Source organism: Streptomyces sp. NPDC088124, assembly GCF_040685895.1.
Taxonomy (GTDB): Bacteria; Actinomycetota; Actinomycetes; order Streptomycetales; family Streptomycetaceae; genus Streptomyces.
Genome location: NZ_JBFBJB010000024.1, coordinates 1 through 20,961, shown reverse-complemented (window position 1 = coordinate 20,961; position 20,961 = coordinate 1). Strand labels below are relative to the sequence as shown.

The following is a 20,961-nucleotide window of genomic DNA, read 5'->3' as shown; positions in this document are numbered from 1 at the left end:
AGCATCGTCCTATGAACACTGCGGACCTTGGGCTGCCGGTGGACATTCCGTCGACCGCGCTCTTCACCGATCAGTACGAGCTGACGATGCTCCAGGCGGCGCTGCGGGCCGGTACGGCCGACCGGCGCTCCGTCTTCGAGGTCTTCACCCGGCGGCTGCCCGAGGGCCGCAGGTTCGGGGTCGTGGCGGGTACCGGCCGGGTCCTGGACGCCGTGGAGAACTTCCGCTTCGACCCCGCTCTGCTGGGCTTCCTGCGCGACAACGAGGTCGTCGACGAGCAGACGCTCGCCTGGCTCGCCGCGTACCGCTTCCGTGGCGACATCTGGGGGTACCCGGAGGGCGAGGTGTACTTCCCCGGCTCGCCGATCCTGCGGGTCGAGGGCTCCTTCGCGGAGTGCGTGCTGCTGGAGACCGTGATCCTCTCGGTCCTCAACCACGACTCGGCGATCGCCGCCGCGGCCTCCCGGATGGCGACGGCCGCGGGCGGGCGCCGGCTGATCGAGATGGGGGCGCGCCGCACGCACGAGCTGGCCGCGGTGGCCGCCGCGCGCGCCGCGTACGTGGGCGGCTTCGACGCCACCTCCGACCTGGCCGCCGGGTTCCGGTACGGCATTCCGACGGTCGGCACGAGCGCGCACGCCTTCACCCTGCTGCACGACAGCGAGCGCGACGCGTTCCGGGCGCAGATCGACTCGCTCGGCCGGTCCACCACGCTGCTGGTCGACACGTACGACGTGGCCGAGGCCGTACGGACCGCCGTGGAGATCGCGGGGCCCGAGCTGGGCGCCGTACGGATCGACTCGGGCGACCTGCTGCTGGTCGCGCACCGGGTGCGGCAGCAGCTCGACGAGCTGGGCGCGGCCGGCACCAGGATCGTCGTCACCTCGGACCTGGACGAGTACGCGATCGCCTCGCTGGCGGCGGCGCCGGTGGACGCGTACGGCGTCGGTACGCAGCTCGTCACGGGCAGCGGTCACCCGACCTGCTCCATGGTCTACAAGATCGTCGCGCGGGCCGCGTCGGCGGACCCGAAGGCCCCGCTCCGGCCGGTGGCGAAGAAGTCGCTGGGCGGGAAGACCTCGGTCGGCGGGCGCAAGTGGGCGGCGCGCCGGGCGGACGCGCAGGGGTACGCCGAGGCCGAGGTGCTCGGCACCGGGGCGGTGCCGCAGGAGCTGCTGGACCGGCAGCTGCTGGTGGAGCTGGTCAAGGGCGGCGAGATCGTGGCGCGCGAGCCGCTGGACGTGGCGCGCGAGCGGCACCGGGCGGCGCTGGCGGCGCTGCCGATGTCGGCGACGCAGCTGTCGCGGGGGGAGCCGGTCATCCCGACCGAGTACGCGTGAGCGGCCGGGTCCCGGGGCACGCGGGGACGAACGGGGTACGGAGAGGGTACGGGGAAGGTACGAGCGGGGCTCGGGCCGGTACGGGCCCGGTAACGGGACGGGGCCGGACGGGCCCGCGGCGGGCGGGCCGGACGGCCGCGCGCCGGGTGCGTGGGCCGTGGGTGCGGGTGAGACTGGAGGGACAGCGGATGCGCCGTACGAGAGCGGTGCGCGCCCCCTCCCGCGCGGCGGCCGGAGTCTCTACGCTCGCAACCCGGCCGCCCCTCCCCCGGCCGGCGCCCCGCTGCTTCCCGTACGGCTCCGTCACCCGCCGACCGTCACTCACCCACTCGTGCTCGTCAGCCCCTCAGCTCAGCAGGCTCATCGCTTTCCCGCTTCCTCAGTGAAGGACCCGCTATGCACCGCGCACTGATCGTCGTGGACGTACAGAACGACTTCTGCGAGGGCGGCAGCCTCGCCGTGGCCGGGGGCGCCGATGTCGCCGCCGCCATCACCGAACTGATAGGCCAGGCGACCGCCGGTTACCGGCACGTGGTCGCCACCCGCGACCACCACATCGACCCGGGCGACCACTTCGCGGTGCCCCCGGCCGTACCGGACTACGTCACCACCTGGCCGGCGCACTGCGTGGCCGGCACGGAGGGCGTGGGCTTCCACCCGAACTTCGCCCCGGCGGTCGCCTCCGGCTCGATCGCCGCGGTCTTCGACAAGGGCGCGTACTCGGCCGCGTACAGCGGCTTCGAGGGCTTCGACGAGAACGGCGTCCGGCTGGCGGACTGGCTGAAGGCGCGCGAGGTGACCGAGGTCGACGTGGTCGGCATCGCCGTGGACCACTGCGTGAAGGCGACCGCGCTGGACGCGGTCCGCGCGGGCCTCACCGCGCATGTGCTGCTGGACCTGACGGCGGGCGTGGCCGAGGAGACCACGGAGCGGGCCCTGGCGGAGCTGCGGGAGGCGGGCGTGGCGCTGACGGGCACGCCGGTGGTGGCGGCCCGCGGCTGACCGCCGGAGGGCCGGGAGCGGGGCGGTCCGTACAGGGAGCCCGTAGGGGTCCTGCGCGCGCCCGGGTCAGTACCCCATGACCGCGGGTCTCAGCAGCGCCCGGATCGGCCGCCACAGCTGGTCGGCCGTCCCCGGCGCGTCCGGTGTCGTACGCCAGAGCAGGCCGTCCGGGTGGTGCAGTACGGCCGTGATCTCGTCCGGTGTCGGCGGCTCCGCGTTGCCCCGCAGGTAGACCGCTCGCAGCCCCAGGTTCCGCAGCCTGGTCAGGGCGCGGGCCCGGTTCGCGGCGTGCACCAGGACGCGTACGGTGCCGCCCTCCGCCGCCGGTCTCGGCAGGTTCAGTGCCACCACCACGGTGCCGTTCGGGAGCTTGCTGAAGCCTCCGCTTGCCATGTCTTCATCTCCCCCGTGAGACGTCGTGTCAATAAGGAATCCGTAGGACGCACCTAAACACGATCGGCCGCCGCCCGCTAGGGGGCGACGGCCGATCATGCGTTTGACCTGCGGTTACTCCAGGTTACTTACCAGACTTGCCGACCTTGACCGTCATCGTCGAGCCGTCGAGCGGCTGGTTGATGATGCTGATCTTGGTGTTGGTGTCAGGAACCTTCACGCTTCCGCCCTTGTTCTCCTCGCTCCAGTAGGTGCCCTTGCGGTCGTCGAAGACCGGGGCGCCCAGGGACGGGGAGATCCGCGTCAGCCGGTCGGCGCGGTGGAGCGACAGACCGCTCGTCGGCCACCAGCTGAAGGTGGAGTCGTACGACTGGATCCGGTTGCGCATCAGCGTGCCGTCCGACCACTTCAGCGGCTTGGCGTGGGCGTCGATCGGCAGGATCAGGCCCTCACCCGGGTGCTGGCTGGTGTTGTTGTCCTTCTGTGAGGTGTCCCACAGCCAGATCAACAGGCCGTTCTGGTAGGCGAAGTGCTCGACCTTGCCGTCGTTCGGCGCGGAGAAGCCGAAGTTGTACGGGCCGACCTTGAGGGTCTTGTCGTACGAGACGTACTGGCGGTTCTCCGCGATGTAGTACTGCTCGTACTCCTGGGTGAAGGACTCGCCGATGCGCGAGAAGCCCTTCGCGGTCCAGCCCGCGTCGTCGCCCTCGGCGTTGTCGGTGAAGAGCGGCGCGCCGTCGGCCGTGAGGGTGATGGCGTCGGCGGTGAAGCCCTTGCCGGCCACGCCGCCGTCCGTCTGGTAGCGGAAGCGCAGGTCGAACTTCTGGCCCGCGTAGGCGTCCAGCGGGAAGCTGAGCTTCTTCGCCGTGCCCGAGACACCGGTCAGGGCCGGCTTGTCGGCGGCGTCGCGGGGCAGGGACTTGCCGTCCGCCGTGCCCTCCAGCGGCGTCCAGTTGGCGCCGCCGTCCGTGGAGACCTCGGTGTAGAGGTAGTCGTAGTCGGCCTCGATGTCCCACCAGCCGGTCAGGTCGAGCGACGCGGCGGACTTGCCGGTCAGATCCACCGAACGGGTGAGGGTGTTCTTGAGGTCGTCACCCATGTCGCTCCACCACTGCTTGGAGCCTTCCGCGGGCTTCACGACCGTCGTCGTCTTCTCCTTCATGGGGAGTTCGACGACGAGCGCCTGCGGGTTCTTCGTGTTGTACGCGGAGACGCCCAGCTTGTGGGTGGAGTTGGTGGCCGCCTTGGCCTCGGCGTAGTTCAGCCACCCGAGCTGGAGCTTGTCCCAGGCGGTCATGTCCCCGGGCAGGTCGCCGATCGCGTCCTTGCCGGTGCCGAGCCACGAGCCGGACGACATCAGCGTCCAGAAGGCGGTGGAGTTCTCGCCGCCCGCGGTGTCGTACAGGTCGGGCAGGCCCAGGTCGTGGCCGTACTCGTGGGCGAAGACGCCGAGGCCGCCGTTCTCCGGCTGCATGGTGTAGTCGCCGACCCAGATGCCGGTGTCACCGACGGGCGCGCCGCCGGCCTTGTTGCCCGCGGGGCCCGTGGAGCCCGCGTTGGTGCCGTACGCGTACCAGCGGTGCGCCCACAGGGCGTCGGTGCCCTGGACGCCGCCGCCCGCCGACTCGTCCTCGCCCGCGTGGACGATCTGGAAGTGGTCGATGTAGCCGTCGGGCTCGTTGAAGTCGCCGTCGTTGTCGAAGTCGTACCGGTCCCACTGGTCGTACTCGGACAGGTAGGCCTTGATCTCGGCGTCGGTCTTCCCCTGGGCCTTCTGGCCGGCGGTCCAGGCGGTGAGGCCGTCGCGGACCAGGTCCCAGACGTTGGCGCAGTTGGTGGAGCCGCAGTAGTTGGAGCCGTAACGGGCCTCGTTCCACGGCACCTTGACCCAGTCGGAGACCGCGCCGTCGACCGAGTAGCGCCCGGAGGACGTCTTCTCGTAGTACGTCTTCAGGGACTCCTTCTGCTGTCCCTTGGCGTCCTTGCCGGTGCCGAAGTACAGGTCCTGGAAGTGCTCCTGGCTGTAGTCGGCCTGCCAGGCGGTGGAGTTGTCCACCTTCCGGTCGGGCTCGGCGATCTCGTTGTGCAGCGGGCCCGGGTCGCCGCCGTACTTGACGACGGGCGGCAGGGGGCCGTCGGCGCCGTCCGGGTCGTACATCGTCGTGTTGTCGACGTCGTCGCCGAACTCCACGAGAATGGTGAAGATCTTGTCGGTCTTCTCGCGGCCGAGCTCCACGTACTTCTTGCTGTCGAGCTTGACGACCTGGGAGCCGCCGCGCTTCTCGACCTTGGCGTCGCCGGATATGACCTGCTGGAGCGCCGCCTCGCGCTGCTTGGACTGCTGCTTGCTGAACGGGCCGTCGAGGTCGTGGTCGACCTGGCCCTTCTGGGGCGCCGGGTCACGGCGCTCCGCGCCGGACGGGGCGCTGGAAGCGGACGCGGGCTGCTCCTGGGCCTGAGCCGTGGTGAAGGCCGAGGCCGTCGCGGCGGTCGCGGCCAGAGCCACGACCACGGCGGAGACTCGTCTCGCCCGTCGGTTTCTGATCACTTGGTGGTGTTCCTCCCCGGCGCACGCGATCCGCGGACCGGGAGTGTGGGATCCGCGCGCGTCTGCGCGTCATAAGTGACGACATTGGACCGGAGTTGGGGAAGAAAAAACAGATCTTGACTTGAACCCGTCAATTGCACTATGCGGCCTTCCGGTCCCACTATCCGAACAGGGTGGTGAACCGGCCAACGGGCGCATACATCAGGCCTGTTGAAGGGGGGCGTGACTCGATGCGCCCCCCATGCACCGGAGCCATATGACAGCTCACGCTTACTACCCGTTCCGTCCGGGCATCCACCGTCTAGAGTCGCTATGGAGTGCGACCGCCTTGCGGCGCCCTGGTACCACTTGTCCTCTGTACGAGATACGCGAGACGCACCAAACATCCCCAGAACCAGAGAGTCCCCCAAGCCCCCCAGAACCACACAGATACAGATGCCCCCGAGGGACGGATTCCGCCATGCCGCGTCCGACTGCCGCACAGCTCGCCTACGGCTCCGCCACCATCGTCTGTTCGACGCTCGCCATGCTCCTGCTCTCCGGTACGAGCACGGGGATCGGCGTCGCGGTGATCGGCGTCGCCGCGCTCGGTCTGGGGCTGCTGGTCGCCATGACCGTGCCGCTGCCCCGCAAGGCACGGGCCACGCGGGCGGCCACCCCGCGCCGCCACCGGACCACCAGTGACACCGCGACGCGCGGTGAGGTGTCCGGGGCGCGAGCGACGTCGCCGGTCGGTGAGACCGCCCGTCACTGAGTCGCCGTCACCACGACGGTCCTGGCCGCCTTGTCGTGCAGCCCCTGCTTGTACGGCCGGCTGGCCAGGATCGTCACGATGATGATGAGCCACCAGAGGAAGAGGCAGCAGAGCAGCGCGGGCACCCAGAGCACGGCGGCACGCACCAGCGAGGCGTTGCCCTCCGGTACGGAGCCGTCGTTGAGCATCGCGACCCGCAGCTTGAGCCACCGCTTGCCGAGGGTCTGCCCGTACTTCTTCGTCATCAGGGTGTCGTAGCCGACGTACGCGATGATCGAGATCAGCGACCAGACCCACTGCGTACCGGTGTTGACCTGGTTGGTGACCTCGTCCCAGCTTCCGGTGTTGTTCGGCGTGTTGCGCCAGCCACCGACGAGCAGCGAGATGATCGCCAGCGGAATGAAGATGATCAGCGCGTCGATGACCCGGGCCGCGAGGCGCGTGGCGAACGGCGCGAGGGGCGGCATCCCGGCGAGCGGATCCCCGCCGTAGGGCGAGCCGCTTCCCCCGTAGGGGTCCTGCCCGTAGGGGTCCTGCCCGTAGGGAGAGCCGCCGTACGCACCGCCACCGGGGGCGTTCGGATCGTACGGCGGGGCCTTGGGCGGACCGTGCTCGCCGCCGTAGGGAGCGCCGTACGGGGATCCTCCGGAGGACGGCGGAGGCTCATGGGCCGGTGGCGGCTCTTGCGGTCCCTGCGGCCCGTGCGGTTCCTGCGGTTCCTGTGGCCCAGGGGGCCCCTGCGACTCCCGCGGCCCCTGTGGTTCCCGCGGCTCCTGCGGCTTCTTGAGGAAGGGGTCGTCCTCGGGGGGTGGGCCGGACGGCGGCTGGTCATTGCTCATGGGGGCAGTGCACCCCGGCCCGGAGGGGCCCGCAACGGCTGACCCGCCGTTCGGACGAACAGCCCCGCCGACGCCTCACGCCCCGTCAGCGGGCGACGAAAGTGTGGGCGATCTTGTCGTGCCAGCACTGCCGCCAGGGCCGGTCGAACAGGCACCACAGCACGTTGCCGAGCCCCACGACGAGCACGCCGAGCACGCTGTAGACCAGCCAGCGGCGCAGCGCGGCGCCGAAGGCCGGGGCCTCGTGGGTCTCGATGTCCCGAACGTCGATTCCGCAGAGCTTCTTGCCCAGTGTGCGCCCCCACTTGGCGGTCGGCACGGCCTCGTAGAGCACGCCGACGACCAGCAGGGCGGCGAGGACACCACCGAGGTAGCCGGCCGTGGTGGCGTCGAGCAGCCAGACCGTGACGGTCTCCCCTGTCTGCCTGGCCGCCTCGACCTTGTCGTCGATATGGGCCAGGGCCCGGGTGATGAGCGGTACGGCGATGGCGGTGACGACCGCCCCCAGCACCACCGTGTCGATCAGCCGGGCCACGACCCGCTTGCCGAGACCGGCGGGGCGGGAGGCGGCCTGGGCGCGCGCGGCCTGGAGGAACGGGTCCTCGACCGGCGGCTTCCAGGGCACCACGGGCTGGTCCGTCCCGTCCCCCTGGGCGAGCCGGTGCACCTGCTGGGCCCAGGAGGTGGCACCGCCGCCGTCGCCGGGGCTGATGGGCCCGGGGTCGGGCTCGGGCTCGGACGCGGGAGCGGGCGCGTAGGACTGAGGGGGCTGGGCGGACGGCTGGGCCGGTGGCTGCTGGTGGGCCGGCTGCCGGGCGGGGAGCTGCGGCCTGGGTCCGGCGTCGAGCGCGCGGATCGCCATCGTGCCCTGGTCGGGGCGGCCGGCGGCGGCCTCCTCGTCCTTCGCGCGGCGCGCGGCGCGCAGGGCGCGGATGGTCATCGTCGAGTCGGCGGGCGGCTTGCCGCCCTCGCGGGGCCCCGGAGCGCGTCCGGGACCGGCGCCGCCGCGCCGCTGGGGGCGGATCGCGACCGTACCGTCGGTGACCGGCGCGTTCTCGTCCGCGTCGATGCCGCTTCCGCCGCCGTCCCCGTCCCCGGGCCCCAGGGCCCGTACGCCGGGCAGCGCGCCCCCGGTCGGGTCGGCGGGCGGTGCGGGCGAGGGGGCCGGGGCGGGAACCCGGGGATCCTGTCCCGCACCCGCACCCCAGGAGACCCGGGCGTCACGCTCGCCCCCGAAGCCGGACTGGCGGGAGGCGTCGGCCTGCCACACGGAGGCGGGCTCCTGCCGGGGCCGCTCGGGCGGGTCCTCGTCGAGGAAGACCGGCCCCGTCTCGTCGACGGCGGGCGGCGCGGCGGCGGGCAGCGCGGCGGGCGCGCCCTCACCCTCACGGGGCGCGGGCCGCGAGGTGCCGGGCACCCAGGCGGCACCGTTCCAGTACCGGACATATCCAGGAATGGAAGGGTCCGGGTAGAAGCCTTCCCGGGGTACGTTCCCGCCGTCACCAGGAGGAGTAGCCACTGACCCCAACTCCGTTCGCTCACACCATGATTTGACCTGACAGGGTCGCCCGGCGCCGGATCGGCGGCCGGGTTCGTACTCCCGCGCGTCCAGGAAGACATTAACGAAGAACCGGGGACCCGGAAGATGGTGCCCGCCAGAAACGACCGCGTTCGGGCAGCCGCCCGGCAGTGCTGCTCCGAAGCGTAAAGCTGCGGGGTGGGATCTGTACGCCGACCTGCACGAATTCAGCACATCGGTTCGAACGGAAGCGCGTGACCACCCGGCGGAGGACGGGAACCGCGCCCCCGGGGCGCCCACCACCCGGACGGGTAAGGACGGACGGCCCGGAAGCTGACGCGCCACCCCGGCGTTCAGCCGGATGGCCTACCTGACCACGGGGTCCTCACGGTCGTAAGCAGCCCTGTTTCATGACGCCACCCGGACAAGCCGGAGCACAGCGGCCTCAGGCCATGGACGGGTCAAACGGTGCGGTCGAGGAATTCGCGGACTTCTGGGAGCTGTTGGTGGGCTCGGAGCTTGGTCCGCAGATCGGTGAGGACAGTCGTGCCTCGCGCGGAAGTGACGCCGCCCACGGCCTGGTCGGCCGTGTTGACCGCCGCGTCCACGTCACGAAGTGAGAGGTGGGCGTCGGCTTCGCGGCTCAGGCGCAGGGCGCGCGAGCGGGGGCAGGCGTCGTCATCGTACGTCTCGTCGTGGTGAGAGGTGGCGACGGCGGCGTAGTGGGTCAGCGCCCGGCGGGGGTCGTTGAGATCGGATGCGTTGCTCGCGGCCCAGCTGTGCAGCTCGGCCTGGCTGAGCCAGTACACGCAGGCCGGTTCGTCGTCCGGGTGACCGGCGCGGTCGGAGGCCGCGTATGCGGCGTCCTCGGCGCGACGGCCGGCCAGCGGCCCGGAAGGGGGTGTCCGGGATCCGTAACACGGAGGGGTCGGAGCTGGTTTCGTTACGGCTTCGCGCAGCGGGCGCGTTACGCCTTCTGACGGCATTTGGGTGCGGCTACGCCTGGCCGGTCCCGAAGCGGGATATCCGGTCCTTCATTGCTCGTCGATGGCCTGGTGGCGGTCGGGGCCGGTCGGGTTCCGGCCCTTGCCGGAGGCCGCCAGGCTTCCCAGGATCGCGAGCAGTTCGGCGCTGCGGCTGCCGGGTTCGGCGTGGAAGACCTTGAGGACGAGGCCGTCGGTGCCGACGATGGCCAGCTTGCTGGCGTGCAGTTCGAGATCGCCGACCTGTGGGTGGTGCAGTCGGTTGACCCGTGGCCGCTTGGGGTGTACGTCGTGGCGGCCCCAGAGACGGCGGAAGTACTCGCTGCGCACGGACAGTTCGCCCACGAGCTCGGTCAGGCGCGGGTCGTCGACGTCGGGCCCGACGTTGGCCCGCAGGGAGGCGATCAGTGCCTCGGCCAGTTCCTCCCAGTCCCGCAGCAGTTCGCGTTCGCTGTCGTCGAGGAGGACGGCGCGCAGGAGGTTGACGCCGGCGGAGTAGTTCGGGGAGACGGCCGTGGCCAGCGCGTTGGCGGCGAGCACGTCGGTGAACTTGTTCTCGACGTAGGCGGGATTGGTGGTCCAGCCCTCCATGAGCTGGAGGATGCCGGGCGGCACGGTCTCGGGTTTGCGTGCAGCCCGTGCACGGCCTGCGGAGCGGGGTGCCCGGTGGGCTCGGGAGGGACGCGTCTGGGTCAGGCCGATGAGGTGAGCGGTGGCGTCCGCGTCCAGGTTCAGGACCTCGGCCAGGGCTTCGAGGACCTGAAGCGACGGATTGCGGTCGCGGCCCTGTTCCAGGCGCAGATAGTAGTCGGCGCTGATCCCGGCGAGCATCGCGACCTCCTCGCGGCGCAGCCCCGGCACGCGCCGGAGCCCGCCGCCGCGGATTCCGGCGTCCTCGGGCCTGACCAGTGCCCGGCGGGCGCGTAGAAACTCGCCGAGCGCGTTGGTGCCGTCCATGCCCCAACCCTAGGTCCGTACCGGCGCGGGTGCCTGTCCCTGTCACCCCCAGGAACAGCGGGGCACTGCCACGTCCGCCCGGAAGCGCGCACAGTCGATACGGGACAAGCTGTCCATAGCCGCACGACGAAAGGGCGCACCATGACCGGCACCACCCCCGGCGGAACTCTCACCCTCGCCGACGACCTGACCATCAGCCGCATGGGATACGGAGCCATGCAGCTGGCGGGACCCAACGTGTTCGGGCCGCCCAAGGACCGGGACGAGGCCGTCGCGGTGCTGCGGGAGGCTGTCGAGCGGGGCATCACGCACATCGACACCAGCGACTACTACGGGCCCGCCGTCGTCAACGAGATCATCAAGGAGGCCCTGCACCCCTACCCCGCGGATCTGCGCATCGTGACCAAGGTCGGCAGCCGTCGCGGCGACGACGGCAGCTGGAAAGTCTCGCGGGACCCCCAGGACCTCAAAGCCCAGGTCCACGAGAACCTCCAGCACCTCGGCGTGGACGCGCTCGACGTGGTGAACCTGCGCTTGGGCACCAACGAGGGGCAGACGGATGATGAGCCGATCGGCGACATGTTCGGCGCGCTGGCCGAGCTGCGGAAGGAAGGTCTGATCCGCCACCTCGGACTCAGTGCCGCCTCCGATGCCCAGCTCACCGAGGCGCAGGCCATCGCCCCGGTCGTCACGATGCAGAACCTCTACAACCTGGCCAACCGCCAGGACGACGCCCTCGTGGAGCGGTGCGCGGCACAGAACATCGCCTTCACCCCGTTCTTCCCCTTGGGCGGCTTCTCCCCGCTGCAGTCGCAGACCCTGACCGACGTCGCCGCGCGTCTGGACGCCTCGCCGCAGCAGGTCGCCCTGGCCTGGCTGCTGCAGCGCTCTGCCACCACCGCCCTCATTCCGGGCACCTCCTCGCGCGCCCACCTGCGCCAGAACATCGCCGCCGCCGACCTGACGCTGCCGGCGGACGCGGTCGCGGAACTCGACACAATCGGCAGTTGAGTCCCCTGCTTCGTAGTCCTGAAGGCATGGGCCCAGCTGAGTTGATACGACCTTGGATCGCCGACGCGGGCGAGGTCGCGGCGCCGCCCGAAGTGGCCGGGCTGCTCGGGGTCGGCACCGGCGAAACCGTCGTCGTACGGCGGGTGATGTATCTGGACGACCGCCCCGGTGAACTCACGGACACCTACCTACCCCGTGTCCATCGCGCGCGGCACGCGTCTCGCCGGGACAGCGAAGATCCCCGCCGGGGCGGTCACCCTGCTCGCGGAGCTGGGACACGTCGGCGTACGGGTGCAGGAGGATGTGACCGCCGCGATGCCCGACGAGGACGAGCGCGAAGCCTTGTCCATGGGACCGGGTGAGCCGGTAATCCGCCTGACGCGGGTCACGTTCGACGGCGAGGACCGGCCCTTCCAGGTCGACACCATGACCATGCCCGCGCGCCGCCAACGGCTGCGCCACCAGATCAGGATCGGATGATGATCGTGCCCCGGCCCGGATCAGCGTCGATCATGTCTCCGCGCGCGTCCCCACCCAGGAACAGTACGAGGCCCTCCGGCTGCCCAGCGATCTCCCGGTGCTGCGGACACTGCGCGTGGTGTACGGAGACGACGAACGCCCCATCGAGGCCGCGGTCATGGCCAAGGCGGGTCATCTGTACGAACTGCGCTACGAGTTCACCCCGGAGTAAGAAGTGCCGACCGCGTCCGCGACCCTCTGGATCAACACATCCCAGAACGCGGGCGGCGGAAACCCCCGTACGAAGTTGTTGTCGAAAGTCGCGTCATAAACCAAGAGGTGGCGCCTCTCTCCCGGTATGGCCCCGCAACTGGGCCCCTTGCCAGGAAAGGAAGTGCCCGCCATGCACTCTGTGGTCGAACGCGAGCTGGAACTGAATCTGGTGCTGTCGCCCGAGCACAGCATCCCCGTACCGGCCCGGCTGACGTACCGGACGGACGATCCGTACGCCGTGCACATCGCCTTCCACATCGGTTCGGACGCCCCCGTGCACTGGACCTTCGCCCGGGAGCTGCTGGTGGAAGGGATCTTCCGGCCGTGCGGGCACGGGGATGTCAGGATCTGGCCGACGAAGGTCGAGGGGCGTCAGGTGCTGTGTCTCGCGCTCTCGTCGCCCGACGGGGACGCGCTGCTGGAGGGGCCGTCCGCGGCACTGTCGGCATGGGTGGAGCGGACGCTGCGGGTGGTGCCGCCCGGTACGGAGGCCGGGCGGCTCGGGCTCGACGGCGCGCTGACCGCACTGCTCGCCCCGGCCGCGGCCGACGAGTTGTGGCTGCGGGACCCCTGGCCGTCGGACGGGTCCGCGGACGACGCGTGAACGCCCGGGTCAGACGTTCAGTTCGCGGGTCTCCTCGATGAACTCGCGGACGACCGCCGCGTTCCGTACGGGCACGTCGCACCGCCCGGTGCTGGTCAGCACGCGGAGCACGGAGGGGCCGAACGTCCGCGTCTCCGCCAGCTCCGACCAGTCGATCCCGGCCGGCCCGGCCGACGCGGCGGTCCCGCCCGGCAGCCCGCTCCGCAGGGTGATGCCCTCGTCGGTGACGTCCAGGTCGCCGAGGCGGACCGTGCCGTCGGTGTCCAGGGCCGCGCGCAGCCGGTCGAGCAGCCGGGGGCGTATACCCGCCTCCAGGGCCTCGGCCAGCTTGTTCTGCCGTACGACGTGTGTGAGGACGACCGGCTGCCCGCCACAGGGCCAGATCGTGGTGGCCGCCGCCCGTTCCGTGGTGCGGAAGCCGCCGGGGCTGACGTCGATCTCGCTGCTGCCCAGGTCGTGGCCGGTGGCGTCGATGTCCTGCCAGGCGTACGTGACCGGGGCGGCGCGCGGGCTCGCGAGCAGCACGCCGCCCTCGTAGACGACGGCCACGCGCACGCCCTCGGCGGGCGGGATGCGGCGCAGGCCGGCGAAGCCCGCGCAGAGGAGGCCGGCCACCACGGGGACGTACAGGAAGGGGGACTTGAGGGTGAGGTAGGCGACCACGGAGACCATGCCCGCGGGGACGGCCAGGATCTGGATCCACGGCAGCCGGCGGTACACCCGGTGCACGGAGCGCCGGTCGCCCAGGCCTGCTCTGCCGGCCGTCGTGTCGTACTCGGTCAGCTTGCTCACACGTACCTCACCCGTACCGCCGCACCCTCGGCCTCAGAACAGCTTGCCCGGGTTGAGCAAGCCCAGCGGGTCGAAAGTCTGCTTGATCCCGCGCTGCAACTCCAGCCCCACCGGTCCCAGCTCGCGCGACAGCCACTCCTTCTTCAGTACGCCGACGCCGTGCTCACCCGTGATCGTGCCGCCCAGCTCCAGGCCGAGCCCCATGATCTCGTCGAAGGACTCCCGGGCCCGCCGGGACTCGTCCGGGTCCGCCTGGTCGAAGCAGACGACGGGGTGCGTGTTGCCGTCGCCCGCGTGGGCGCAGACGCCGATGGTCAGGTCGTACTTCTCCGCGATGGCGGCCGTGCCGTCGATCAGCGCGGCGAGCCGCGAGCGCGGTACGCACACGTCGTCGATCATCGTGGCCGTCCTGACGGCCTCCAGCGCGGGGAGCGCGAGGCGGCGGGCCTGGAGCAGCAGCTCCGACTCGGCGGCGTTCTCGGCGGGGACCACCTCCGTGGCGCCCGCCGCCGCGCAGAGCGCGCCGACCGCGGCGAGGTCGGCGGCCGGGTCCGGGGTGTCGAAGGCGGCGAGCAGCAGCGCCTCGGTGGACTCGGGGAGCCCCATGTTGGCCATCGCGTTGACGGCGCGGACGGTCGTACGGTCCATGATCTCCAGCAGCGACGGGGTGTGCCCGCCCTCCATGATCCGGCAGACGGCGTCGCACGCGGCGGCGGCCGAGCCGAACTCGGCGGCCAGGGCGAGCTGCTGGGGCGGTTCGGGCTTCAGCGCGAGGACAGCCTTGACGATGATGCCGAGGCTGCCCTCGGAGCCGACGAAGAGACGGGTCAGGTCGTACCCGGCGACGCCCTTGGCGGTGCGGCGTCCGGTGGTGAGGAGCCGGCCGTCGGCGAGGACGACGTCCAGGCCGAGGACGTACTCCGCCGTCACCCCGTACTTGACGCAGCACAGCCCGCCGGAGGCGGTGCCGATGTTCCCGCCGATGGTGCACATCTCCCAGCTCGACGGGTCGGGCGGATAGGCGAGGCCCACCTCGGCGACGGCGCGGGAGAGCGTGGCGTTGATGACGCCCGGCTCGACGACGGCGATCCGGTCGACCGGGTTGATCTCCAGGATCCGGTCCATTTTGATCAGGGAGAGGACGATGCACCCGTCCGAGGCGTTGGCGGCGCCCGACAGCCCCGTACGGGCCCCCTGCGGGACGACGGGGACACGGAGCGCGGTGGCCGTGCGCATGACGTGCTGGACCTGTTCGACGGTGCGCGGCAGCACCACGACGGCGGGCGTTCCGGCCGGGCAGAAGCTGGCCATGTCGTTGGCGTAGGAGACCGTGATGTCGGGATCGGTGATCAGGGCATCGGCGGGAAGGCCGGTCCGGAGCCGTACGAGGAGATCGTCCATGCCCTCAGGCTCGCACCCGGGGCCATCGGTGTGAACCCGTGTGCAATCCACAACTCAAGACCGTGTGTGCTCTTCATATTGACGCACAGTAATCGGCATGAACGCCATGAAGAAGGAGCAGGTTAGGCAGGTCTGGCAGGTCAGAAGGGCGGCGCTGGCGGCCGGGGTGGGTGCGGCGCTGGTCGGGGGCGTCCTGCTGTTCGTACCCGACAGGGGGGAGGGGTCACGGCCGGCGACCCCGGTCGAGCGGGCCCTGGCGGCGGTGAGCGCGGGCGCGCCCGCCTCGCTGCCCGACCTGGACGCGCTCATCCTGGACCGGGAGAAGTGGCTGCGTACGCATCCGGAGGACAGCACGGCGTGGGCGGTGCTGGGCGCGGCGTACGTGGAGCGCGGGGAGCAGCGGGGCGACTCGACGTACTTCTCCAAAGCCGACCAGGCGCTCCAGCGCTCGCTGAAGGGGCAGCCGGTGGGGGCGGCGGGGCCGGAGGACCACGGAGCCCGCGCCGCCGCGGAAGGCAACGGCGACGGCGACGGCGACGGTACGGACGACGGGGACGGGGCGGACGACAACAAACAGGGCGGGATCGGCGCGCCCGCCCGCACCCGGGCCCTGGCCGGGCTCGGCTCACTCGCCAACGCCCGCCACGACTTCACCACCGCCAAGAAGTGGGGCGAGACGCTCCGCGCCCGCCGGCCCGGGGCGTGGACGGCGTATCCGGTGCTGATCGACGCGTACACCGGTCTGGGTGACTACGCGGCGGCGGGCAAGGCGCTCGACAAGCTGAAGGAGCTGCGCCCCGGCACCCCCGCCGTGCTGGAGCGCGCGGTGTCGGTCTACCGCGACCGCGGCTGGCGCGAGGACGCGGAGGCGAAGGCGGTCGAGGCCTCGGCCCGCGCCGACTCCCCCACGCAGAAGGCGGAGGCGCTGTACACGCTGGGCGAGCTGGCCTGGGAGCGCGGCGAGCCGACCGAGGCGATGGGCCTCTACGACGCGGCGCTCACCGCGGCCCGCGACCACCCCGCGGCGCTGGCCGGCCGGGCCCGCGTACTGGCCGCGCTGAGCAGGACGGACGAGGCGTACCGCGCCTACCAGGCGGCGCTGGCGAAGCTGCCCGCCCCGGAGTACGCGCTGGAACTGGGCGAGCTGTACGACGCGAACGGCCTGGACGGCGACGCCCGCACCCAGTACGCGACACTGCGCGCGCGGGCCGCGCGGGCGCAGGACCACGGAGTCAACGAGGAGCTGGTCCTCGCCCGCTTCGAGGCCGACCACGGCGACCCGGCGGCCGCGGTGGCCCGGCTGCGCTCGGAGTGGGCGCGCCACCACCGGAGCATGGAGGTCGCGGACGCGCTGGGGTGGGCGCTGTACCGGGCGGGCAAGGGCCAGGAGGCGCTGACGTACGCGAAGAAGGCGACGGAGCAGGGGCGGCGGAGCGCGCTGTTCTCGTACCACCGGGGCGAGATCGAGCGGTCGCTGGAGTTGGACGGCCCGGCCCGCCGCCACCTCGACGAGGCGCTCCGGATCAACCCGTACTTCTCGCCGCTGCTGGCGCCGCGGGCGCTGGAGGCGCTGGAGTCGCTCGGGGAGCCGGCGGAGGGCGGCCCGCAGGACATCGAGGGCGCGGGGTCGACACCGCAATCCCCGGAGATGGTGCGGCCGACGTCGGGGGCGGCGCAGCCGTCCGGCACGCCGACGACGACACCGCCGATGACGCGGCCGATGACTCCTCCGGTGACACCGTCGCCCTCCTGAGGGGCGGGCACCGGCGGCGTACGCGGCATACGTACGGCATACGGGAGCGGGGCCCGGTCGAGGAGACCGGGCCCCGTTTCCGTGCGGCTGCCCGGCCGCACCCACCGCGGGATGCGGTCGGACCGTGCGACCCACGACGGGTGAAGAGGCACCGAGGCTCCTGGCAGCCACGGGGGATCTTGGTCGAGCCCCCGTCCACCAGGAGCCTCTGCGTGTCGTACAGCGGTCCAACCCACCTACCAGTAGCTCGGGTTGGAAGTGGCTCGATATCTGAGCACAGATTGACCTTGAAACACCTGTGACGTGAGGAGGTCCATGGGCAAACATGATCGTCGCCGGGCAGCCCTGACCGACGCACGTACACCGTCGCCGTCCGCGTCGCCGTCCGCGTCGGCGGCCGCGTCGGCGGCCAGGTCCAAGGCCGGGATCTGGCCGCCATCCGGGGCGACATACCGGTCCGGGCCCGGGTGGTCCAGGCCCGAAGCACCTGCCGGAGCGGAGCGAAAGCGCGGTCAGTCGGTGTTTGTTGTGTCAGGAGGAGCGGTCTCGGCTGCGGATCCGGATTCCAGGCGCTTCATCCAGGCGTCGAGGTGAGGACAGGCGGTGCGCAAGGCGTCCACACCGAGAAGCTCGATCGCGTCCGGGCCGTCGACGACCTTCCGGTAGGCGGGGTGAGCCCTCAGGATCCGCTTCGACGGTGCCGTGTCGGGACCGTCGTTGACCAGTTCGGGGCCGCCCGCGGCAGCGACATGGGACCACAGTACGTCGGCCAGCCCAGGTGACTCGATCAACTCGGCAAGCTCGTTCGCGGCGGCGAGCACCCATGCCTCCGTCTCGTGGAGGACGAGGAACGGCAGGAATCGCGGGTCGTCGATGACCCGTGCCATCGCCTCCTCGACATGGTCGACGCGAGCGTACGCGTCACCGGCCGGGGCGCTGGAGAGCCCGGGCGTGTCGGAGGGCAACCCGTACAGGTCGAGCATCGTGGTCACCGTGTCGACGGCCGAGTTCCGCAGCAGTGCCCGGATGTCGTGCTCGATCTTGGTCCACCTGCTCACCCCGCCTCTGTCGTGCGGCCGACCTGCGGCCCGCCGGGTCTTGAGTGCGACCGGGGTGACCCAGATGTCCCGCACGATCAGCTCCGGCTGAAGGACCTGCTGCACCAGGCGCTCCTCCGTCGCACCCTCCACCAGTACGTGAACCTGACGCACTGCCCTCGACCTCACCGTTCCCGCTCGGGCCGGGGCCGACCACCCAGCAGATTCTTCAGCCACAGGTCACCGAGCGAGTAGCTGTCGAGCCAGGCTGCGAGTGCCGCGGGATCGGGCCGATGCAGCTTCGTCGAGCCGTCCACGCGCTCCGCGACGACGAGTTCGTCGAGCCCGAACTGGTCGACCAGGGTGACGGACTGGGTGGCGGCGAGAATCTGGCTGTGGCCAGAGGCCGACCGGAACAGCTCCGCCAGAACGGTGAGGGCGAAGGGGTGCAGCCCCAGCTCAGGTTCGTCGAGCACGAGCAGCGCGGGCGGTCGCGGCTGGAGCAGGAGGACGACAAGGCAGATGAAGCGCAGCGTGCCGTCGGACAGTGCGTCGGCCGGGAACACGGTGTCGGACCCGGACTGCTTCCACCGGAGCAGCACGCGCCCCGCCGCGTCCTCGGTGAGGACGAACTCACGGAAGAAGGGTGCGACGGAACGGACCGTCCGCACGATCTGCTTGTACGCCGCGGGATGCTCCTCGCCCATGCGCCGCAGGAACGCGGCGAGATTGCGCGCGTCCGGGTGCAGGACCTCTGTGTCGGAGGCGTAGCCCGGCTGCTTCACCGGGGCACCTGGGGTCGTGTCATGGAAGTGGTAGACGCGGCACCCCCGCAGTATCTCCAGCGTGTGACGGGCCACGCCGCTAGCTCCGAGCCGTCCCATTTCCGCGACCTCGGCGAGTTTCGACTCGCCATGGCCCCGGCCGATCTCCTGCTTCAGCGGCTGCTCATAACGTGACCTGTCGTGGAACTCCACCACCTCACGGCCGAAGACCAGCTCTCCTCGATGCGAGGGAACCAACCTTGCCTCGTAGGCGTTCACGAGACCGCTGCCGTCGGCCTCCACCCGCAGACCGATCCCCGCGGATCCTTTGGCCACGTCGTGCAGCATGGCCACTGCTCCACCGCGCAGCCCGACCTCCATACCCAGCTCACCGTCGGCGATGCGCCCGAGCAGCTCGACGGCCTCGATGAAGTTGGTCTTGCCCGCGCCGTTGGGGCCGACGAGCACGGTGACCGGACTCAGGGCCAGCTCGACCTGTTCGATTGACTTGTAGCCGCTGATGGTGATGCGTCGAACCCTGCGTGACATGGTCATCAATGTATCGAGCTATCGGGGTCAGGCACCGGCGCGCGGCGCGGGTCGCCGTTTCACCGGCGCGCATGTCGTTGCCGGGCCCGTCGCCGGAACGGGAACGAGCCCGGGAGCCGGAGCCGGAGGCGGAACCGGTCGAACCATCGGGGCTTGCGGTGCCTGCGGCGGGCGGGGCGTGGCGCGTGACGCGGTAGTACGTACGCGGGTACGGGTACGGGCAGTGCCCTGAGGGTGTACCGCCCGGTGAAGTCATCGGCGCCGAGGGCGAATTCCGCGCCCGCGAGGAGCCGGTCCCGCGCCGCTTTCCGCGCCTGGGGGGCGTGGCACCAGGACCGGAGTGCGGTGGGTACGTCCGGCTCAGGGGCCGGTACGGGGACGAGTATGGCCGGCGGAACCCACCCGGCGCCCGGGGCGGGATCCAGGCCGTCGGCGATACGTCGGGCCTGCTGGCGGAGGAAGGACAGCGCGGAGTCCGGCGACACCGCCTGCCGGGCGGCGAGGACGACCCGTACCCACGTGCCGTTGACCGGCCCCTCGCAGACCACGGTCACGTTGTAGAACCGGGTGGTGCTCACGCTCGCCGCCTGGCGGGGGGCCGCTGCTGCCGATGGAGTTTCGCGAGGGCGGCGAGTTGGGTCCGTTCCCGTTCCGTCGCCGGGCGGACCGCGATCAGCGCGGCCTGCCAGGTGTGTCCGGAGGGGCGGACGAGACAGACCGCCGATCCGGCGAAGGAGCGGATGACACCCGGCATGTCCACTCTCCGGTCGAACACCGCCATACCGACCCGCAGATCGGGCAGACCAGGCTCCGTCGCGGAACGTACGGGCAGGCGTCGCGGCGGGCAGCGGGGCGGAACGTGCGGTTCGGGGATCATCCAGCGTCACCGGCCCGGGGGTGCGGGTGCGCCGCGATCTGACGGGCGCACTCCGCCGTGGTGAGCGTGTCGATCCCGCGAAGGGCGTTCTCCCGACGCCTGTCCCACCAGTCGCACAGGTCGCAACCAGGCACCGGGGCCGGTCGCCAAGGACCACTGGCCGCTGTCACGGTGTGCGGCTCGTCCGCGTCTTCGCCCGTCGGTGGGGCCGTCCGGTGATCCATGTTCCGCGCCTCCAGCGCCTACGTATTGTGCTTGCCCGACTACAGATTCGGCGTCGGTGCGTAGTCTCAAAAGAGGCAAAGCGATTCCAAGCGGGATGCGAATACTGGGGAGTTGAACGCATGAACGATGAGCCGGAGACACCGGCAGTGCAGTTCGGCAAAGAGATCAAGTACGCCCGGGAAGCTCGGGGATGGCCGCAGGCGGAGTTGGCCGACAAGCTGTTCTGCAAACAGCCCTATGCGAGCAAGACGGAGAACGGGCAACTCCCGTCGGCGCAGTTCGCGGAGCAGTGCGACAAGGTGTTTGGCGCGCCTGGCACTTACGCCCGGATGCGGCAGCGAGCGGCTGACGCGGGCAACCCTCTCTGGTTCATCCCCTACCTCCAGTTGGAGCGCGAGGCGGTGAGCATCTGCGACTACTCCGCCACCCGCGTCATGGGCATACTGCAAACCCCGGAATACGCAGAAGCCGTCTTCCGATCCGCCCGCCCGCACGACTCGGCAGTCGAGACCAAGAAGTTGGTGGAAGACCGGATGCGGCGGCGGGAGGTGTTCGACATTCCGAACCCGCCATCACTGTGGGTGATCCTGCACGAGGCGGTTCTCTGGTCCGGCGTGGGTGGCCCAAGTGCCATGCGGGGACAGCTTCAGCACCTGGTAGACGCGTCCGAATCTCCGCACATCACTGTCCAGGTCTTTCCCTTCAGCGCGGGCGCCGCGTCGCGAGGAGTGCCGTTCGATGTGCTCACGCGGCAGGATGGGACCGAAGTCCTTTACGAGGAGACTTAGACCGACCGGCGAATGGGGGGCGGCGTCGCGGGGCTGGGGCACGCACCTCGCGGCGTTGTCGTCACTCACCATGGCTCCGCCATGCCTCGATCC

Annotated in this window: 19 protein-coding genes and 2 pseudogenes; 9 read left to right on the top strand and 12 right to left on the bottom strand. The window is 71.0% G+C overall.

Going from position 1 to position 20,961, the window contains the following annotated elements; translation table 11 throughout:
- Positions 1–11 precede the first annotated feature (11 nt).
- Positions 12–1,340, top strand: a complete 1,329-nt coding sequence (locus tag AB0P17_RS20795) for a nicotinate phosphoribosyltransferase (RefSeq protein ID WP_365812984.1) — start codon at positions 12–14, stop codon at positions 1,338–1,340.
- 396 nt (positions 1,341–1,736) lie between these two features.
- Positions 1,737–2,342 carry an isochorismatase family protein gene (locus AB0P17_RS20790; protein ID WP_365812982.1) on the top strand — a complete coding sequence of 202 codons (606 nt, stop codon included), beginning with the start codon at positions 1,737–1,739 and terminating at the stop codon, positions 2,340–2,342.
- Positions 2,343–2,408: 66 nt separating this feature from the next.
- On the opposite strand, the gene AB0P17_RS20785 is transcribed toward AB0P17_RS20790, so the two are convergent.
- Both AB0P17_RS20785 and AB0P17_RS20780 read right to left on the bottom strand, forming a co-directional pair.
- On the bottom strand, positions 2,409–2,735 hold the full coding sequence (locus tag AB0P17_RS20785) for a hypothetical protein (protein ID WP_365812980.1): 327 nt from the start codon (positions 2,733–2,735) through the stop codon (positions 2,409–2,411).
- A 124-nt stretch (positions 2,736–2,859) separates the two neighbouring features.
- The gene (locus tag AB0P17_RS20780) at positions 2,860–5,283 is read right to left on the bottom strand and encodes an immune inhibitor A domain-containing protein (protein WP_365812978.1); all 2,424 of its coding nucleotides are present in this window, start codon (positions 5,281–5,283) and stop codon (positions 2,860–2,862) included.
- A 460-nt stretch (positions 5,284–5,743) separates the two neighbouring features.
- On the opposite strand from AB0P17_RS20780, the gene AB0P17_RS20775 reads away from it, so the two are divergent.
- Positions 5,744–6,037: a hypothetical protein gene (locus AB0P17_RS20775; RefSeq protein ID WP_365812976.1), complete on the top strand. Its 294-nt coding sequence runs from the start codon at positions 5,744–5,746 to the stop codon at positions 6,035–6,037.
- Here the strand turns inward: AB0P17_RS20775 and AB0P17_RS20770 are convergent.
- From AB0P17_RS20770 to AB0P17_RS20755, 4 genes are all read right to left on the bottom strand, one after another.
- Positions 6,031–6,876 carry an RDD family protein gene (locus tag AB0P17_RS20770; RefSeq protein WP_365812974.1) on the bottom strand — a complete coding sequence of 282 codons (846 nt, stop codon included), beginning with the start codon at positions 6,874–6,876 and terminating at the stop codon, positions 6,031–6,033. The two genes, AB0P17_RS20775 and AB0P17_RS20770, sit on opposite strands and share 7 nt — an antisense overlap.
- Positions 6,877–6,961: 85 nt before the next feature.
- Positions 6,962–8,395 carry an RDD family protein gene (locus AB0P17_RS20765; RefSeq protein WP_365812972.1) on the bottom strand — a complete coding sequence of 478 codons (1,434 nt, stop codon included), beginning with the start codon at positions 8,393–8,395 and terminating at the stop codon, positions 6,962–6,964.
- Positions 8,396–8,856: 461 nt separating this feature from the next.
- Positions 8,857–9,204, bottom strand: a complete 348-nt coding sequence (locus tag AB0P17_RS20760) for a hypothetical protein (RefSeq protein WP_365812970.1) — start codon at positions 9,202–9,204, stop codon at positions 8,857–8,859.
- A 225-nt stretch (positions 9,205–9,429) separates the two neighbouring features.
- Entirely contained in the window at positions 9,430–10,335 is a 906-nt protein-coding gene (locus AB0P17_RS20755) for a helix-turn-helix transcriptional regulator (RefSeq protein ID WP_365812968.1), read from the bottom strand.
- A 141-nt stretch (positions 10,336–10,476) separates the two neighbouring features.
- On the opposite strand from AB0P17_RS20755, the gene AB0P17_RS20750 reads away from it, so the two are divergent.
- The 4 genes and pseudogenes from AB0P17_RS20750 (at position 10,477) to AB0P17_RS20735 (ending at position 12,682) form a co-directional block, all read left to right on the top strand.
- Entirely contained in the window at positions 10,477–11,346 is an 870-nt protein-coding gene (locus AB0P17_RS20750) for an oxidoreductase (protein WP_365812966.1), read from the top strand.
- 26 nt (positions 11,347–11,372) lie between these two features.
- Positions 11,373–11,826: pseudogene (locus AB0P17_RS20745) on the top strand (UTRA domain-containing protein).
- Positions 11,827–11,836: 10 nt separating this feature from the next.
- Positions 11,837–12,037 (top strand): annotated as a pseudogene (locus tag AB0P17_RS20740) (UTRA domain-containing protein); the annotation flags it as partial.
- A gap of 171 nt (positions 12,038–12,208) precedes the next feature.
- The gene (locus tag AB0P17_RS20735) at positions 12,209–12,682 is read left to right on the top strand and encodes an SsgA family sporulation/cell division regulator (protein ID WP_365812965.1); all 474 of its coding nucleotides are present in this window, start codon (positions 12,209–12,211) and stop codon (positions 12,680–12,682) included.
- A gap of 9 nt (positions 12,683–12,691) precedes the next feature.
- Here AB0P17_RS20735 and AB0P17_RS20730 read toward each other — a convergent pair whose 3' ends face one another.
- Positions 12,692–13,474, bottom strand: a complete 783-nt coding sequence (locus AB0P17_RS20730; RefSeq protein ID WP_365812964.1) for a hypothetical protein — start codon at positions 13,472–13,474, stop codon at positions 12,692–12,694.
- A gap of 33 nt (positions 13,475–13,507) precedes the next feature.
- Positions 13,508–14,875, bottom strand: coding sequence for an FAD-linked oxidase C-terminal domain-containing protein (locus tag AB0P17_RS20725; RefSeq protein WP_365812962.1), 1,368 nt, complete (start codon positions 14,873–14,875; stop codon positions 13,508–13,510).
- 97 nt (positions 14,876–14,972) lie between these two features.
- Here AB0P17_RS20725 and AB0P17_RS20720 point away from each other — a divergent pair, with 97 nt between their 5' ends.
- Entirely contained in the window at positions 14,973–16,628 is a 1,656-nt protein-coding gene (locus tag AB0P17_RS20720) for a tetratricopeptide repeat protein (RefSeq protein ID WP_365812960.1), read from the top strand.
- 512 nt (positions 16,629–17,140) lie between these two features.
- On the opposite strand, the gene AB0P17_RS20715 is transcribed toward AB0P17_RS20720, so the two are convergent.
- From AB0P17_RS20715 to AB0P17_RS20700, 4 genes are read right to left on the bottom strand one after another with little or no spacing between them, the layout of a single operon-like run.
- Positions 17,141–17,839 (bottom strand): DUF4276 family protein, encoded by a 699-nt coding sequence (locus AB0P17_RS20715; RefSeq protein WP_365812958.1) that lies wholly within the window; start codon positions 17,837–17,839, stop codon positions 17,141–17,143.
- An 11-nt stretch (positions 17,840–17,850) separates the two neighbouring features.
- Positions 17,851–18,978, bottom strand: a complete 1,128-nt coding sequence (locus AB0P17_RS20710; protein WP_365812957.1) for an AAA family ATPase — start codon at positions 18,976–18,978, stop codon at positions 17,851–17,853.
- Between the two features lie 59 nt (positions 18,979–19,037).
- Positions 19,038–19,556, bottom strand: coding sequence for a hypothetical protein (locus tag AB0P17_RS20705; protein ID WP_365812956.1), 519 nt, complete (start codon positions 19,554–19,556; stop codon positions 19,038–19,040).
- Entirely contained in the window at positions 19,553–19,855 is a 303-nt protein-coding gene (locus AB0P17_RS20700; protein ID WP_365812954.1) for a hypothetical protein, read from the bottom strand. The genes AB0P17_RS20705 and AB0P17_RS20700 overlap by 4 nt, the downstream gene beginning before the upstream one ends.
- Before the next feature lie 344 nt (positions 19,856–20,199).
- Here AB0P17_RS20700 and AB0P17_RS20695 point away from each other — a divergent pair, with 344 nt between their 5' ends.
- Positions 20,200–20,868, top strand: coding sequence for a helix-turn-helix transcriptional regulator (locus tag AB0P17_RS20695; RefSeq protein ID WP_365812953.1), 669 nt, complete (start codon positions 20,200–20,202; stop codon positions 20,866–20,868).
- Positions 20,869–20,961: the final 93 nt, after the last annotated feature.